This is a genomic window from Altererythrobacter aquiaggeris, from assembly GCF_037154015.1.
Taxonomy (GTDB): Bacteria; Pseudomonadota; Alphaproteobacteria; order Sphingomonadales; family Sphingomonadaceae; genus Aestuarierythrobacter; species Aestuarierythrobacter aquiaggeris.
On the sequence record NZ_JBANRL010000001.1, the window covers coordinates 135,820 to 149,528 of the forward strand.

13 protein-coding genes are annotated in these 13,709 nt (G+C 59.8%); 4 read left to right on the forward strand and 9 right to left on the reverse strand.

What is annotated here, in order from left to right; all coding sequences use genetic code 11:
- Positions 1-10: 10 nt before the first annotated feature.
- The 4 genes from WFP06_RS00740 to WFP06_RS00755 all read right to left on the reverse strand — a co-directional run bounded on the left by WFP06_RS00740 (position 11) and on the right by WFP06_RS00755 (position 4,231).
- Positions 11-1,114, reverse strand: a complete 1,104-nt coding sequence (locus WFP06_RS00740; RefSeq protein WP_336985349.1) for a CaiB/BaiF CoA transferase family protein — start codon at positions 1,112-1,114, stop codon at positions 11-13.
- 54 nt (positions 1,115-1,168) lie between these two features.
- Positions 1,169-1,603 (reverse strand): MarR family winged helix-turn-helix transcriptional regulator, encoded by a 435-nt coding sequence (locus WFP06_RS00745; RefSeq protein ID WP_336985350.1) that lies wholly within the window; start codon positions 1,601-1,603, stop codon positions 1,169-1,171.
- 69 nt (positions 1,604-1,672) lie between these two features.
- On the reverse strand, positions 1,673-2,869 hold the full coding sequence (locus WFP06_RS00750; RefSeq protein ID WP_336985351.1) for a M20 metallopeptidase family protein: 1,197 nt from the start codon (positions 2,867-2,869) through the stop codon (positions 1,673-1,675).
- Between the two features lie 9 nt (positions 2,870-2,878).
- Positions 2,879-4,231 carry a lipopolysaccharide biosynthesis protein gene (locus tag WFP06_RS00755; protein ID WP_336985352.1) on the reverse strand — a complete coding sequence of 451 codons (1,353 nt, stop codon included), beginning with the start codon at positions 4,229-4,231 and terminating at the stop codon, positions 2,879-2,881.
- Positions 4,232-4,353: 122 nt separating this feature from the next.
- Here WFP06_RS00755 and WFP06_RS00760 point away from each other — a divergent pair, with 122 nt between their 5' ends.
- Entirely contained in the window at positions 4,354-5,103 is a 750-nt protein-coding gene (locus WFP06_RS00760) for a phosphocholine cytidylyltransferase family protein (protein WP_336985353.1), read from the forward strand.
- Here WFP06_RS00760 and WFP06_RS00765 read toward each other — a convergent pair.
- Entirely contained in the window at positions 5,100-5,546 is a 447-nt protein-coding gene (locus WFP06_RS00765; RefSeq protein WP_336985354.1) for an HIT family protein, read from the reverse strand. The genes WFP06_RS00760 and WFP06_RS00765 overlap by 4 nt on opposite strands.
- A complete protein-coding gene (locus WFP06_RS00770; protein WP_336985355.1) occupies positions 5,543-6,688 on the reverse strand; it encodes a CDP-alcohol phosphatidyltransferase family protein in 1,146 nt (381 codons plus the stop codon). Before WFP06_RS00770 ends, WFP06_RS00765 begins: the two co-directional genes overlap by 4 nt.
- Before the next feature lie 97 nt (positions 6,689-6,785).
- Between WFP06_RS00770 and WFP06_RS00775 the strand changes: the two genes are divergently transcribed.
- The 3 genes from WFP06_RS00775 to WFP06_RS00785 are packed head-to-tail and all read left to right on the forward strand — an operon-like array spanning position 6,786 to position 9,474.
- The gene (locus WFP06_RS00775) at positions 6,786-7,820 is read left to right on the forward strand and encodes a diacylglycerol/lipid kinase family protein (protein ID WP_336985356.1); all 1,035 of its coding nucleotides are present in this window, start codon (positions 6,786-6,788) and stop codon (positions 7,818-7,820) included.
- Positions 7,817-8,713 (forward strand): hypothetical protein, encoded by an 897-nt coding sequence (locus WFP06_RS00780; RefSeq protein ID WP_336985357.1) that lies wholly within the window; start codon positions 7,817-7,819, stop codon positions 8,711-8,713. The genes WFP06_RS00775 and WFP06_RS00780 overlap by 4 nt, the downstream gene beginning before the upstream one ends.
- Entirely contained in the window at positions 8,710-9,474 is a 765-nt protein-coding gene (locus WFP06_RS00785; RefSeq protein WP_336985358.1) for a nucleotidyltransferase family protein, read from the forward strand. The genes WFP06_RS00780 and WFP06_RS00785 overlap by 4 nt, the downstream gene beginning before the upstream one ends.
- On the opposite strand, the gene WFP06_RS00790 is transcribed toward WFP06_RS00785, so the two are convergent.
- The 3 genes from WFP06_RS00790 to WFP06_RS00800 all read right to left on the reverse strand — a co-directional run bounded on the left by WFP06_RS00790 (position 9,465) and on the right by WFP06_RS00800 (position 13,706).
- Positions 9,465-9,953 carry a DUF2141 domain-containing protein gene (locus WFP06_RS00790; RefSeq protein ID WP_336985359.1) on the reverse strand — a complete coding sequence of 163 codons (489 nt, stop codon included), beginning with the start codon at positions 9,951-9,953 and terminating at the stop codon, positions 9,465-9,467. The two genes, WFP06_RS00785 and WFP06_RS00790, sit on opposite strands and share 10 nt — an antisense overlap.
- A gap of 118 nt (positions 9,954-10,071) precedes the next feature.
- A complete protein-coding gene (locus WFP06_RS00795) occupies positions 10,072-11,802 on the reverse strand; it encodes an ABC transporter ATP-binding protein (RefSeq protein ID WP_336985360.1) in 1,731 nt (576 codons plus the stop codon).
- Positions 11,799-13,706, reverse strand: coding sequence for an asparagine synthase-related protein (locus WFP06_RS00800; RefSeq protein WP_336985361.1), 1,908 nt, complete (start codon positions 13,704-13,706; stop codon positions 11,799-11,801). The genes WFP06_RS00795 and WFP06_RS00800 overlap by 4 nt, the downstream gene beginning before the upstream one ends.
- Positions 13,707-13,709: the final 3 nt, after the last annotated feature.

Sequence of the window (13,709 nt, forward strand, 5' to 3'; positions counted from 1 at the left end):
GGATACGCAATCAGGAAAGATCGGGCACTTGACCTGAAACCGTGCGTCGGGCTTGCGATGCGAAGCGGATAGCCGGGGCAATCATATGCCGCCCGCCTGTTTCGATCCACAAACCGCGTTCGGCAAAATGCGCGCTGTCGAGCGCCTCGCGGTAATCCAGCACGGGCGAGAAAGCGACGTCCCTGCCCGCAAACCACTGCACCCACTCGCCGCGTGTTTTGGTGGCGAAAATTTTTCGCAGGTCAGCGATAAGCTGGTCCTGTTCACCAGCCTCGCGCATGGCCTCCTCCACGCGTTCCGGCATACCCAGCGCGCCCAGTAAGTTGCGCGCGAATTTTTCCTCGCGCCCGCCCAGAACTATCTGACGCGCGTCCAGTGTCGAATAGACATTGTAGAATGCAGCCCCGCCAAGCGATCGCTGACTGGCAGAGCGCGGACTTTCGCCGCCCGCAATCGCGGTACCTGCGGTATGGCTGCACCATGGCATCATCGCATCCAGCATCGCGCAGTCGATATAATCGCCGCGCCCCGATTTCTCGCGTCCGATCAGCGCCATCAACACTGCGGAAAGGCCAGTCAGCCCTGCCGCCATATCCGCGCTCGGGACGCCCGGCACCACCGGGATTTCGTTTGGCCCATCGTTAACCGACAGCGACCCCGCCACTGCCTGCACGGCCATATCATGCGCCGGATGGTGCGCCATCGCGCCATCCTGCCCAAAGGCGGAAATCGAACAATAGACGATCCGCGGATTGCGCGCCGATACCGCCTCGTAATCAAAGCCAAGCCGCTTCATCACGCCGGGGCGGAACCCTTCGATCATGACATCCGCCTGTTCGAGCAAAACCCACATTGCCTGTTTTCCGGCGGCGGATTTGAGGTCAAGCGTGATACTGCGTTTGCCGCGATTGAGGTTGGTAAACCAGACCGAGTGGGTTCCGTTTTCGCCAGTTTCGAAAGGAGCCATGGCGCGCGCCGGATCGCCGCCCGCCGGCTCGACTTTCGTCACTTCGGCGCCCTGATCCGCCATCATCAATGTCAGCGCCGGGCCGGGCAGGAACTGTGACAGGTCCACCACTTTGATGCCTTCGAGTTTACCCGCAGCGTTCGTCATGAATGTTCCCTACTCCCCCCTCCAGGGCGCTGTTTTCAAACCGAAGCCTGCGGCCTAATTTGCCGAACGCGCATTGTCATCGAGCTCGACCAGGCGGTTTTTCATCCGCTGCAGGATGGCTGCCGTTTGCGCCAACTCACCGGTTGAAAGCCCTTCGGTCATCGAATGATCGAGCGCGAGGGCTTCGGGGAGAACCTGGTCCAGCTTTTCTTTGCCGGCATTGGTTAAAAACAAATGCTTTGATCGCCGGTCGCCGGGGTCCGCCCTGCGTTCGACATATCCGCGTTCTTCCAGCCGGTCGATCTGGGTGCCCAGCGCGACAGCACCGATATCGAGCAGGGTGGCGAGATCGACCTGCCGCATTTCGCCCTCATGATTGTCGAGATGCAGCAGCATCCATCCCTGCGCCCAGGTAATCTCGAACTCGCGCATAACCCGGTCTGCGACAGTCCGGCGAAGCCGCGACACGTCGTGGAGCAGGCTGCCCAATTGTAACGGCTTTTTGTGCGGAATATTGTTTGCCCCTTTATCCGAATGTCACCCGACACAAACCGATTGTCAATCAAACCCGCGTTCCAGGAACCGCACCGCACAACCCGCCAGCATGGCAGACCCGTTAGGCAGCGCGGTTTCATCCACCATCATGCGGTTCGAATGGATACCGCAGCAGCTGGACCAGTCAGCGCCCTGCTTGGCCACGCCCAGAAAGAACATGGCGCCCGGCACTTTTTCGAGCAGGTATGAAAAATCTTCCGCGCCCATGATCGGGCTGGGCAAAGTCTTCCAGCTGTGCGGTCCAAACAATCCGGTCGCCACTGCTTCGCCCAGCGCAACCGCTTTGCTGTCGCAGATCGTTACAGGAAATCCCTCGGTGATCTGGACGTCGGCTGCCATATCGTGCGCCCCGGCGATCCCTATGGCGATGCGTGTGATCGATGCTTGCACCTCTGCCCGGTTTTCCGGCGACAAGGTGCGCATTGTGCCTTTAAGCGTGGCCGTATCGGGAATGATATTATGCGCGCTACCCGCGTCCAGTTGCGACACGGTAACAACCACCGCTTCCGCCGCATTGAAACGCCGCGTAACCAGGCTTTGCAGAGCGGTCACAATTTCGCACGCGACCGGAACCGGATCGCGTGTATCATGCGGCATCGATGCGTGACCGCCGCGCCCCTTCACGGTGATTTCGAACTGGTCCGCCGCAGCCATCAGCGCGCCGCTTCGCCCGGCGATTATGCCATGCTGCGCGTTGGGCATGATGTGCAGCGCAAAGGCAGCTTCGGGCAGCGGATCGATCAGCCCGTCATCCAACATGAAGCGTGCGCCATGATAGCCTTCTTCGCCAGGTTGGAACATGAACTGCACCTCGCCTGCCAGCTGATCTTGCATACCGCAAAGGATATGCGCTGCACCGGCCAGCATCGCAGTATGCGTATCATGTCCGCAAGCATGCATCCGGCCCGCAATCGTGGAAGCGAAGTCGAGACAGGTTTCTTCCTGCATCGGCAGCGCGTCCATATCACCGCGCAACAAAACGCGCCGGCCCGGCTGCGCCCCTTTCAATGTGGCGACGGCACCGGTCGTTGCGCCGCCTTCGCGCCATTCCAGCGGCAGTCCGGCGAGCTCCTGCCTCACCTTGGCCATGGTCAACGGCGTTTGCAGGCCAAGCTCCGGCTCGGCATGGATTGCGCGGCGCAAATCGACAATGCGGTCTGCAATGCTGCGGGCGTTTTCTATCAGATCGGTGGTCAGCATTTGGGTAAACTAGCGCGAAATTTGTGCAGAGTCCTCACCAGAATTTTCGCGCGCAAGACGCCGCAGCGTAAGCCACGCCATCGCACCCATGACCAGATAATGCACCGCGCCGCCCAGCGCCACCGACCACGCCGCAGCGGGTCCGCCACCTTTTTCGACAACCAGAAACAGCGCGGCAAGCATGGCGCACACTGCGACAAGGCGCGATGCAAGCGCATTGCGCGCCTTGCCGGAGGAATGCAGCACAGGCTCGAACGCGACGCTGCCCAGTTCGAAACACGCGGCCACGGTTAGCGGAATAAGCACTTCGTAGGCAGGACGGAACTCCTCGCCCGCCAGTAGCGCCAGCATATGCCCGCCGATTGCGACGGCCAGTCCGATCACGATTGCCCCCGCAGCACCGGCCAGTTTGGTGGTCTGGATCGCCAGCTTGCGAAATTCCATCACGTTAGCCGCGACGCTGGCGCGGGCAATCTCGGCATAAGCTGCCTTGGTCAGCACATTGGTCAGTTTCGACAGCCCCTGCGCCAGTTGATGCGCCAGGCGGTAAAGGCCGGCTGCACTGGTGCCGACAAAGTATCCCACTGCCAGAAGCGGGCCGTGGCGCATCGTCGCTTCCAGAGTGGCGCTTGCATAAGTGATCATGAAAAACCGCGTGATGCCGGGGTTTTCCTGGCGCGTACTGCGCCACTGGAACGCGTTGCGCAGGTTGATCGATCCTGGAGCCAGATATCTGGCCATACACCAATATGCAGCGGCTTCGATCAGATCGACAAGCGCCCAGACGATCAGAAATTTGACCAGTGTCGGCCCTGTCAGCCAGATGATCAGCGCGCCGAGCAAGCGCCCGCTTGGCACCAGCGCTTCGACATATACCGCCATATCGAACCGGTCGAGCGCACGAACGATACCCGTGGGCGCGGACACCAGCGCCCACAGCGCGGCGACGACAAACCAGAATGCAATGTCGGAAAGCTCCGGATTGATGTCGAGTACGTCGCCGAATTGATAAATCGCGATATAGGCGACCACGGTACCCAGAACCGCGCCCAGCGCATCGATTGCACCAGCCATCAGGCCCAACCGGCCGAACGCGTCCCACTCCTGTTTGTGCACATGGCCCACGCCGTAGCGCACGACCACGCGCCAGGTTTGAAAACCGGCAACGGCAATGAGTGCTTGCGACGCGCCGAAGATCAACGAAAAGTGACCGAAATCTTTCAGTCCAAGCGATCTGGTCAGGATGGCCAGATAGGCCAGGCTACAAATCGCGCCAAAGGTTTTGCCGCCCAGCAGCCATGCGACATTAGCAAACATCCGGCCCAAAAGGGATTCGGGCATGGGACGTGCTTTGCCGATCATGGATGGCTATGTGGACGAGCGCTGCGATACGCGCAAGCAGCGGCTCGCAACACGCAATGCGTGATCAGCGATTGCTTGAACGCATATTGCGAGTTGTGGGCGGACGCACTAGGTGCGCGTGGATGATCGAACATGCCATACTTCTCAGCGCCGGCCAGGGCTCGCGTATGCTGCCGCTGACGACCGAACGCCCGAAATGCCTGATCGACTTCTCCGGAAAGTCCTTGATCGAATGGCAAGTCGAACTGCTCGCCAGAAACGGCGTAAAGCGGATTGATGTCGTCACCGGTTTCATGACCGAGAAAGTCGAAGCGGTACTGCACGCAATGGATATTCCGGGAGTTACCGTCCGCACGCTGTTCAACCCGTTCTTCGAAGTTGCCGATAATCTGGGCAGCTGCTGGATCGCGCGCGCAGCAATGGATGGCGATTTTCTTATCCTGAACGGTGATACGCTGGTCTCCGACGAGGTCGTGAAGCGTGTCCAGCTGGGCAATGATTGGCCGATAGCGGTTACGGTCGATATCAAGCAGGCTTACGACAGCGATGATATGAAAGTGACCCGCGCCGATGATGGCCGGTTGCTGCGGATCGGCAAGACGCTGACCGCCAGCCAGAGCAATTCGGAATCGATCGGCTTTCTGGCATTTCGCGGCGAAGGTGCGGCGCTTTTCAAGGAGAAAGTACGCGCCACGATGCGGACGCCGGACGGAGTCAAACACTGGTATCTCAAGGTCATCGACAGTCTTGCGCAGGAAAGTGATCGTGTCGGGACGCTGTCGATCGAAGGGTTGGGCTGGGCGGAAGTCGATTTCCTGACTGATATTGAAATCGCGACCAAACTTACCGATCGCTGGATCGCGCAGGCTTAATTTTCAAACGCGTTCCTGAGCCATTCCGCCAGCGCGTCAAGCTCGGTTCCCTCGTGCAGAACCGCGTGACCCAGATCTGGCATCTTTGGCCAGCCGATGTCGACGAATTCCCGTACATCCGATGACGGGGCGCCCCATTCGCGCACGCCTTCGTACCGCGGGATGACATGGAAATGGACGTGCGGGTCGACCATCATCAGCATCAGATAGTTGATCTTGTCATACCGCACCGCGCCGCGCAGCGCATTTTCGATTGCGACGGTGACAGATTTCAATTCGGCATGAGCCGCGGCGGGTAAATCCGCAAATGCCTGTTCATTCGATTTCGCCGCAAGTACCAGACTCCCAAGCGTCGGCTGGGCGGGCCGGGCCAGCACCACCCAATGGCCGAATTCTTTTACGAGGCTTTGCGGGAAGCCGAAATTCCGGATGGTTTCGTTCATGCCCCTTCGCCCGACAGCCAGGAATTGATCGGGTGACCCTGCCTGCGGGCAGCCTGGGCCTGGAAAATCCGCACCGTGTGCACTGCAAGGCTGATAAGCGTCCACACCGCGACCGCGACCAAACCAATGTCGGGGCGATAAAACAGCATTGCGGCAAACAGGATAACCATATTCGGATTGCGCCGTGCCGTCACAAGCCGGAAGCGGCTGTCAAACCGCCGCCAGACATGAATATGCATCATGCCGTTCTGGCGCATGAAAATCCCTTCGATCAGGCGCTGGAGCAAATACCCGCCCTGGATGACAAACATCGTCAGCCAGAACATCGTATCGGATAGCGGAAGGCCGTAAGCTGCAAGACCTGTGGCCCAAAACCACCACCAGAAAGGCGGATGTATCAAATCGATGCCATGATCGAAAATATTTCCCCACCAGCTTGATGTGACGGTGCACCGCGCAAGTTTGCCGTCAACCGTATCGAGCACCATGAAAATCAGCCCGGCACCCATGCCCAGCCAATATTCGCCCTGCGCAAACAGATAGGTCGCAGCCACAACGCAGACAAAACCGATCGCGGTGACCATGTTTGGCGTCATGCCCAGTTTTGCTGCGATCCGGGTCAGGACCAGAGCCCATTCAGGCCACAAAAACTTGGTTAGAATGTCGGTGACGCCCTTGTAAGCGCCAAAATAGCTCGCTCTTTCAAGCGGCCGGACATTGCTTTTCGTCAACGGCATCAGAAACGGTGTCTCGCGCTTCCGCAACTGCTTGTTTTCGATCAAGGGCCGGTCTTCGAATGCCAGGACGTTCAGACCGGCATGGGGATCAGGCGCAGAGCCGGATTCCATGGCGCTTGCCAATCGCTGTTCTTCCGACCCGTCGCGGGCATGGGCAAGCACCGGAACACCGTCCAGCGTCAGCACCAGGCCCGGCTGGGTGGAGAGATGACGCATCCACGCCGGATCATAGGCAACCGCATTGTTCGACAGAATTGTCCCTGCAGAACCGTCACCGTGCAAATCCATGGAGCGTGCCAGCCGGCGGACACGCTCGTCCATCGTCATACCCCAAAGGCGGACGGGATTGTTCCCGACACTCCTGACCTTCAATTTGGCGTTTGAACCGGATTGTGCCTCTTGCATTACAACGGCGCATATTATGAGCAGCCCTGCGGCGCAACTCGTAGATGCAAGAAGAAGTTGCGTGATTCGCGCGTCGCACACGGCTAGGGGGGCCATTATGAACCGGTTGACCCACCCGTTTGAAGAAATGTCAGGCCCGTCGGCTCAGTCTGCCGGCACGTCTGAAATGCCGCCGCGCCGCAATCAGGATGGCCGCCCCCTGATAGGTGTCGTGCGCAACCCGCGCAGCCACCGGAACAAGGGGCGCAACTCGCAATTTTCCGGCCATCCCGATGTTATCGTCGCGGAGCCTTCGGGCAGAATGGATCTACCGCGCGTGCTTGGCGAACTGGCGGACAAAGGGATCGATTATCTGGTGATCAATGGCGGCGATGGCACCATCCGCGATGTTATTACAAAAGGGATCCCGATTTTCGGTGATAATTGGCCGGGGATCATTATTCTTCCCAAAGGCAAGACCAATGCGCTGGCTGTCGATCTGGGCTCGCCGGCGGACTGGTCGCTCAAGAATGCGATGGACGCAATCGACAGCGGCCGGTTTATTGAACGCCGGCCTATCGAAATCAGCCCCAAGGCCGATCCGGGCACCCAGATCAGCGGTTTCATATTTGGCGCCGGCGCATTCACCATTGGCATCAGGGCGGGTCAGCAAGCGCATAGCTGGGGCGCATTCAATTCCTTTGCCGTTGGCGCGACCGCATCCTGGGGTGTTTTACAGGGATTTTTTGGCGGCGCGGACAACCGCTGGCGCAAGGGTACGGGGATGAAGCTGTGGCTTGGCAAAAAGCGCCTGCCGATGAAGCATAGCGGATATGGGGATCCTGATCGCCGCTGGCTGTTGCTGGTTTCCACGCTGGAGCATTTCCCGCTCGGCATGAAGATTTTCGGGCGCCTGGGGTCGGGTCTGAAGCTGGCAGTGCTGGATGCGCCGCGCCGGCGGATTCTGGCGGCGCTACCCGTCGTTCTGTTTGGCTGGGACAGGGCCTGGATGCCCCGCGCTGGTCTCCATCGGCGGGTGGCGCACGAATTCGAGCTTGACCTGGAAGACCAGTTCATTCTCGACGGGGAAGAATTTCCCGGCGGCACATATATCGTGCGCGAAGGACCACTGCTGCGGTTTGTTGTCCCGTGAGCTCGCTTGACCAGCGGATTGCCGCGCAGCTTGAAGCGGATGTCGAACCTGCCGTGAGGCAATTCGCCGCTGCGCTGGGCAAGGATGCGGGCGCGCTGGCGGTGCTGTTTTACGGTTCGAACCTGCGCACCGGCTCGCTTGATGGTGTGCTGGATTTCTATGTCATGCTGGACGGGGAGGAAGAACGCGGCATCTGGCCGCGCGTATCCTATCACGAGCGTGATCACGGCGGCGAGACATTGCGAGCCAAAGTCGCGACGATGAATCTGAAAACCTTCCACGCAGCGGCATCGGGCCGGAGGATGGACACGACGATCTGGGCCCGTTTCGTCCAGCCATCGGCGCTCGCCTGGATGGGTGAAGCTGATACGAGGAACCGCATAATTTCTGCTATTGCGCAAGCGGCCCAGACCGCATCGCGGCTAGCGGTCGCTTTGGGCCCGGAACGCGGCCGGGAGGAAGATTATTGGCGGGCCTTGTTCCAGGCCACCTACGCTGCGGAGTTTCGCGTCGAAAAGGCGGGGCGCGAAAATTCGATACTGGAAGCAAACCGGACACATTTCGACGGCTTGCTGCCAGCATCGTTGTCGGCTCAGGGCTTGCCGTTCGAACGCGAAGGCAACACGCTGCGCCCGTTGATAGAGGGCGAACAGCGGGCGCGCACTCTCAACTGGTGGAACAGGCGAAAACGCTTGGGCAAACCGATCAACTTTGCGCGGCTATTGAAAGCGAGCACCACTTTCGAGGGTGCGGCGCGCTACGGCGCCTGGAAAATTGAACGGCACACAGGTATTCCCGTCGAGCTCACGCCGTGGCGCGAAAAGCATCCGGTTCTGGCAGCTCCGGCCGTGCTGTTCGATGTTTGGCGTAAAAAAAAGAAGGCTGGATCTTGAAGCCGTCTGCTCTGGTTCTGGCTGGTTCGCGGGGGGAGCGCGACAGCGTAGCGTTGAAGGAAAATGTGTCGCACAAGTCGCTTGCGCTGGTCGAAGGCGAAACTCTGCTGGCCCGCGTTATCGGTGCTCTGCGCGATGCCGGATTGACCACTATCAGCGTTTCGGCGGATGACCCCGACGTTATGGCCGAAGCGTTGCGGCTGGGTGCCGAAATTTCGCCGCCCGAAAGCGGCCCCAGTGGCAGTGTCGCGCGCGGGTTTGCCGCGTCAGGCGCTCCGCTGCTGGTGACGACCGCCGATCACGCGCTGCTGAGGGGGGAGTGGGTTACCAGCTTTATTGCGGACCTGCCGGCAGGGGCAGATATCGGCGTCGCTTTGGCACCGCGCGCAGCGGTCGAAGCTGCTGTGCCGGGCAGCAAGCGAACATATCTGAAATTTGCCGATGGCGAGTGGAGTGGCTGCAATCTTTTTTTGCTGGCGACGCCGCAAGCCGCGCAAGCGATCGAGGCGTGGCGCTCGGTCGAAGCCAACCGGAAGCGCCCGTGGCGGATTGCCGCGCGCCTTGGCGTCAGCACTTTGTGGGCCTATTTTCGCGGTCGCCTGACGCTGGACCAGGCCATTGTCAGACTTGGAAAAAGGCTAGGTGTCGAAGCGCGGCTGGTCCCTGCCAAGGACGGATTGGCGGCTGTCGATGTCGATAAACCGCAGGATCTGGCAGAAGTCCGCATGATTGCGGCGACGGCAAAGACCCGTCAGCGATAGCGCATCCGCACATTGATGGATTCAACAGTGTTACCGACCGCAAATGCAGCCTTTTTGTAATTCGGTTTCCCAAGATTGAGGATGTTGATGCTCGGGTTGTTGGAAATCGCCCCGCCATCGGAAAAAATGTCTGTCTTGCGGTCACCGTTAAGGTCATGCCGCACCGCCACACCGTATGTGCCGGCACTTGGCGCAGGCAGGCAAAAGGTCATCGTTCCCGCACGCGCGGGGGTTTCGATCCGGTTGAGCCAGCGACCTTTTTCGAGCCATTCGGACTTTGTTGCCCGATATAGCTGAACGCGCATTGTGCCGGACCCGCTCTTGACGCCCGTAACTGTCACTTTGACAGCCGGCCCGCTGCCGCGGCATTTGGACATGTCGTTGCTGATTTTTTGTTTGTATTGGCCATATGCGGGCGCCGACATGGCAAGGCCGCCAATTGCCAACGCCGCCAAGGCGGTGTTCAGAATTTTTACCATCAATCTTCCCCTGGTCCCACGCGCCTCGCATCTAAGGATGGGAGCGCATGGCCAAAATTTGTCCCGGCACACGGCCCGGGTTCGACGTTTTAATAGTCCCGAAGCGCTGAACAGCGACTTAACCCTGGCAATTGTCCAGGTTCAGTTGCGGCGATCTGACATAACCGTCCTCCAGCTCCCAAACGTGGTCCGCGATGGTTGTCAGCGCTCCGCGGTGCGCGATGATCAGCATGGTCAGCGTCCCTTTCAGCTGCGTCAAAGCCTTTATCACAGCCGATTCCGAGACACTGTCGAGGGCACTTGTCGCCTCGTCCAGGATAAGCAGACTAGGGCGAAGAAGCAGCGCCCGGGCGAGTGCGATCCGCTGGCGCTCCCCCCCCGATAGCTGTCTTCCGCCTTCACCAAGTGGGCAGTCAATCCCGCCGGGAAAATCGAATACGAAATCAGCAGACGCCATCCGGATCGCTGCGGCAAGTCCCGCTTCGCTGGCATCCGGCGCAGCCCAAAACAGGTTTTCCCTGACGCTGCCACCGAATAGAACCGGTTCCTGCTGCACATACACCACGCCGCGCCGCCACGCGTTTCGCAGGGCGCCGGATAGCGCCCGGCCATCAAGCAGAACTTCGCCTTTATCGGGCGAAATCAATCCGCCGAAGATATCCGCAACAGTGCTTTTCCCCGCACCCGACGCACCGATCAGCGCGGTGCAGCTGTTAACCGGAAGCGCAAGGCTGACATCTTTCAAAACCGCTCTTCCCCCGCGCAGGTTGAGCGCCGCATTGCGCAGTTCGATCGCGGAACGCAGTTCCGGTATGGCATCCGCGATCCAATCGGTTTGCTCTGCAGCGCCTTCTGCCTGCTCGATTAGGCTGCGTGCAGATTGCAATGCAGGTGCGTTGTGAGCCCAGATTTGCCAGCAGGTTTGCAGCGCGGCAAGCTGGGTCACCGCACGCGCGAACAGCGCGACAAGCGGCAGAATAATTGCCGGCGCCAATTCCCATTTTTCCAGCGCAAGCCAGACGAGCATGCTGAGCGAAATCGCCGCTGCCGCTTCGAACGCGATCCTGGCCTGGCCGACAACTTCGAGGTATCTTAACTGCGCTGCACGCAAACCGGCAAATCCGCCGCTTACCCGGACCTCGGAAGCCTGCTCCTTGCCATGCAATTTTATCAGCCGCAGCGCGCCCAGTGTCTCTTCGAGCCGGGCGTGAATAATGTCGTAATTTCGTTCCAGATCGCGGCCCAATGCAGCAGCGCGGCCGCGCAGCCCGCTATATGCAAACAGGACAAGGAGGCCAGCGACACTGGCGGCGGCAGCGACCAATGGCGAGATCAGGAAGGCGGCCACGCCAATCGCCGCCAGCCCGAGCAAGATCCGCATGGCTGCAAAGGCACTATCGGCTGCATCACCGACGCGGTCGATCGAGGAAATCAACAGGGCGCGGTTGGCGCTCTGGTCCATAGTTGACAGCATCCGCCATTCAGCCCGCACCACCGCGCCGATGGTGCGCGCACGCAGCCCGTCGATCACTGTGATCTGCAGATTGAACGCCGCCAGCCCGCGCAGATATTCGAACACCGCGCGCAAAATCACCAGCATGGCCGCGGCCACCAGCCATGCTATAGGCGAAAGCTCAGGCAGCCAGCTGCTTGCAAGTGATCCGGCTGCGGATTGCCCGCCATCGAGCGATGCCAGCAGCGGAACCAGAACAGCAAATCCGGCACCTTCCAGAACCGCAACCAGACCACTGAGCGCCGCCAGCCAGACCACCTTGCGCAGCCCGGCCAGCGCCAAGAACTGCCGGGCGGAACCGGTTTTTTGTCTCAGCGTATGTCGTTCACCCGTCATAGGTCGTTCCGGCCCTCGACATGGCCGACGAATTGCGCTGCCGCAATGGCCCGCGTTATGCCAAGCGAACGCGGATATATGTCGGCCGGATGGAGCGGAGTGGCCGCGGGCCATTCGGCAAGCAACGACTGAAGTCTGTCGACATCGATCAATTTTCGCAGTTCCGGATGCGACCTGATGTTTTCGGCATAGTCGGAAAGCTCCTGCCTTCGCCGCCCCATCCGGATATGCCAATCGACATTGTGCGCGCCGTGGCGAGGATTGCTGCGCTGCTTTTCGGGCATGATGTCTTTGGCCAATTGCTTGGCTAGCCAGCGTTCCTGACCGGCTGACACAAATGCGCGCGTCGGCAGGGCAGCTGTAAATTCGAATAGCGGGCGATAAGCAGTCACGTCACGGTGCCGCAGACCGTAAACCTGCTGGAACGCCAGATTTACATCGGCGGCGCCGCCATCTCCTTCGGAATAGATGGTCCGTTGCCACAACGCCCTGCCCATAGGGGTTTCAGCGGCATCTGCGCCCGATCTGTGGCGGCGTTTCAAGCCATTGATCGCTTGCGGCATCAGCAATGCACCGTGGTGTAAAAATGATCTCGAGCGAGCGTGCGCCAGCCCCCGGACGGCTGCCTGAACTGGCTTTGGCATCAGCGGCAAAACCGACAGGCTGGCAAATTTGCGCCAAACCGGCCGGCTGTCTCCGCGGCGGTGTTTCAGGGTCAGATACAACTCCCGCCAATGCCCCTGCAAAAAGTCCTCGCGGTAGGACCAGCTGCCATCCGCGCTGAAATTGTCGTTGCCCCGTTCCGCATCAAGCAACCAGTCGCAGCCTTCGCTTTTCGCCTTTGCCCAGACCCCGTGAAACATTCCGATATTGGCGATATTGATGGTAGTCATGTCGGATGCCCGAAACAGCTCGCGCAGTTTGTTGTCAAACCCGCCTTCTCTTGTGAAGTGCACATCAAGTCTGGGATGCATTTTGGCGAAGGCGGATACGAAACCGGCTTCGTCACCCATCAGCGTTTCAGGGACAATTCCGTCCCATTCCTCGTCTGGCCTGAAAGTTACTGCTGTCAGCCGCCGGTCAGGCGGCGTCTGTTCGAGAATTTCGGCAGCGATCCGGGGTGAGTCCAGCCCGCCGGACAAAGCCAGTGCAGGCTTGGCCGGTGCCGACAACGCACACCGCGTCGCATCGCGCAACAATTCGGCGGCGCGGGCGACATAATCCTGCGGGTCGGCGTAATGGATTGGCGTGATATCGCTGGGATCATAAAGCCGGCGTAGTGAAATACTTCGATCGGGCCGAAGTTCGGTGATGCATCCCTGCGGGACCATCCGGACGCCTTTGTACCATCCGTTCGGATTTTCCGGATCCGCATTTAGGTAAAGCGATTCTGCCAGATAATCGTAATCGATCCGCTTGGGATGGCCTGCGGCGAAGATCGTCCGAACGACGGTGCTGGCAACCGGACCGTTAGCAGTGACGGCATAGTACAGCGGCGGAGCAGTCCAGGGGCTGCGGATCAGGCTTACATTGCCAGATGACGAAAAAATGATCGCGCTATAGGACCCGATCAACCGGATATGTGCGGCATCCCCCCAGCGCTGGGCAGCAAGCGCCAAAATGAGCGCATCATTTTGATAGGGTGCCGACAGGAGATCCGCAATTTCGCGGCCATTGTCGAGCCAGCCGTCAAAGGCAACCTGCAGCCCGGTTTCGCTGGCGGCGAAACAATCCAGCGGTGACCGATTTTTCTGTACCGACGCCGCTGCCAGCCGGGCTGTGCCCGGAGCCCTCGTTAGCGTAACGCCTTGCGCGTATTTACCCAGCGCAGCCGAAATATCGGCGTCGTGCTGCTTGCCTGAACGACCGGATAGACATGCAGCGGCAAACCAACCGGCAATCACATC

Excerpts from the sequence above, each read along its gene's own strand:
- WFP06_RS00765 (WP_336985354.1), bottom strand. The coding sequence starts at position 5,546 with ATGAACGAAACCATCCGGAATTTCGGCTTCCCGCAAAGCCTCGTAAAA.
- WFP06_RS00790 (WP_336985359.1), bottom strand. The coding sequence starts at position 9,953 with ATGGTAAAAATTCTGAACACCGCCTTGGCGGCGTTGGCAATTGGCGGC.
- WFP06_RS00760 (WP_336985353.1), top strand. The coding sequence starts at position 4,354 with ATGATCGAACATGCCATACTTCTCAGCGCCGGCCAGGGCTCGCGTATG.
- WFP06_RS00740 (WP_336985349.1), bottom strand. The coding sequence starts at position 1,114 with ATGACGAACGCTGCGGGTAAACTCGAAGGCATCAAAGTGGTGGACCTG.
- WFP06_RS00770 (WP_336985355.1), bottom strand. The coding sequence starts at position 6,688 with ATGCAAGAGGCACAATCCGGTTCAAACGCCAAATTGAAGGTCAGGAGT.
- WFP06_RS00755 (WP_336985352.1), bottom strand. The coding sequence starts at position 4,231 with ATGATCGGCAAAGCACGTCCCATGCCCGAATCCCTTTTGGGCCGGATG.
- WFP06_RS00775 (WP_336985356.1), top strand. The coding sequence starts at position 6,786 with ATGAACCGGTTGACCCACCCGTTTGAAGAAATGTCAGGCCCGTCGGCT.
- WFP06_RS00795 (WP_336985360.1), bottom strand. The coding sequence starts at position 11,802 with ATGACGGGTGAACGACATACGCTGAGACAAAAAACCGGTTCCGCCCGG.
- WFP06_RS00750 (WP_336985351.1), bottom strand. The coding sequence starts at position 2,869 with ATGCTGACCACCGATCTGATAGAAAACGCCCGCAGCATTGCAGACCGC.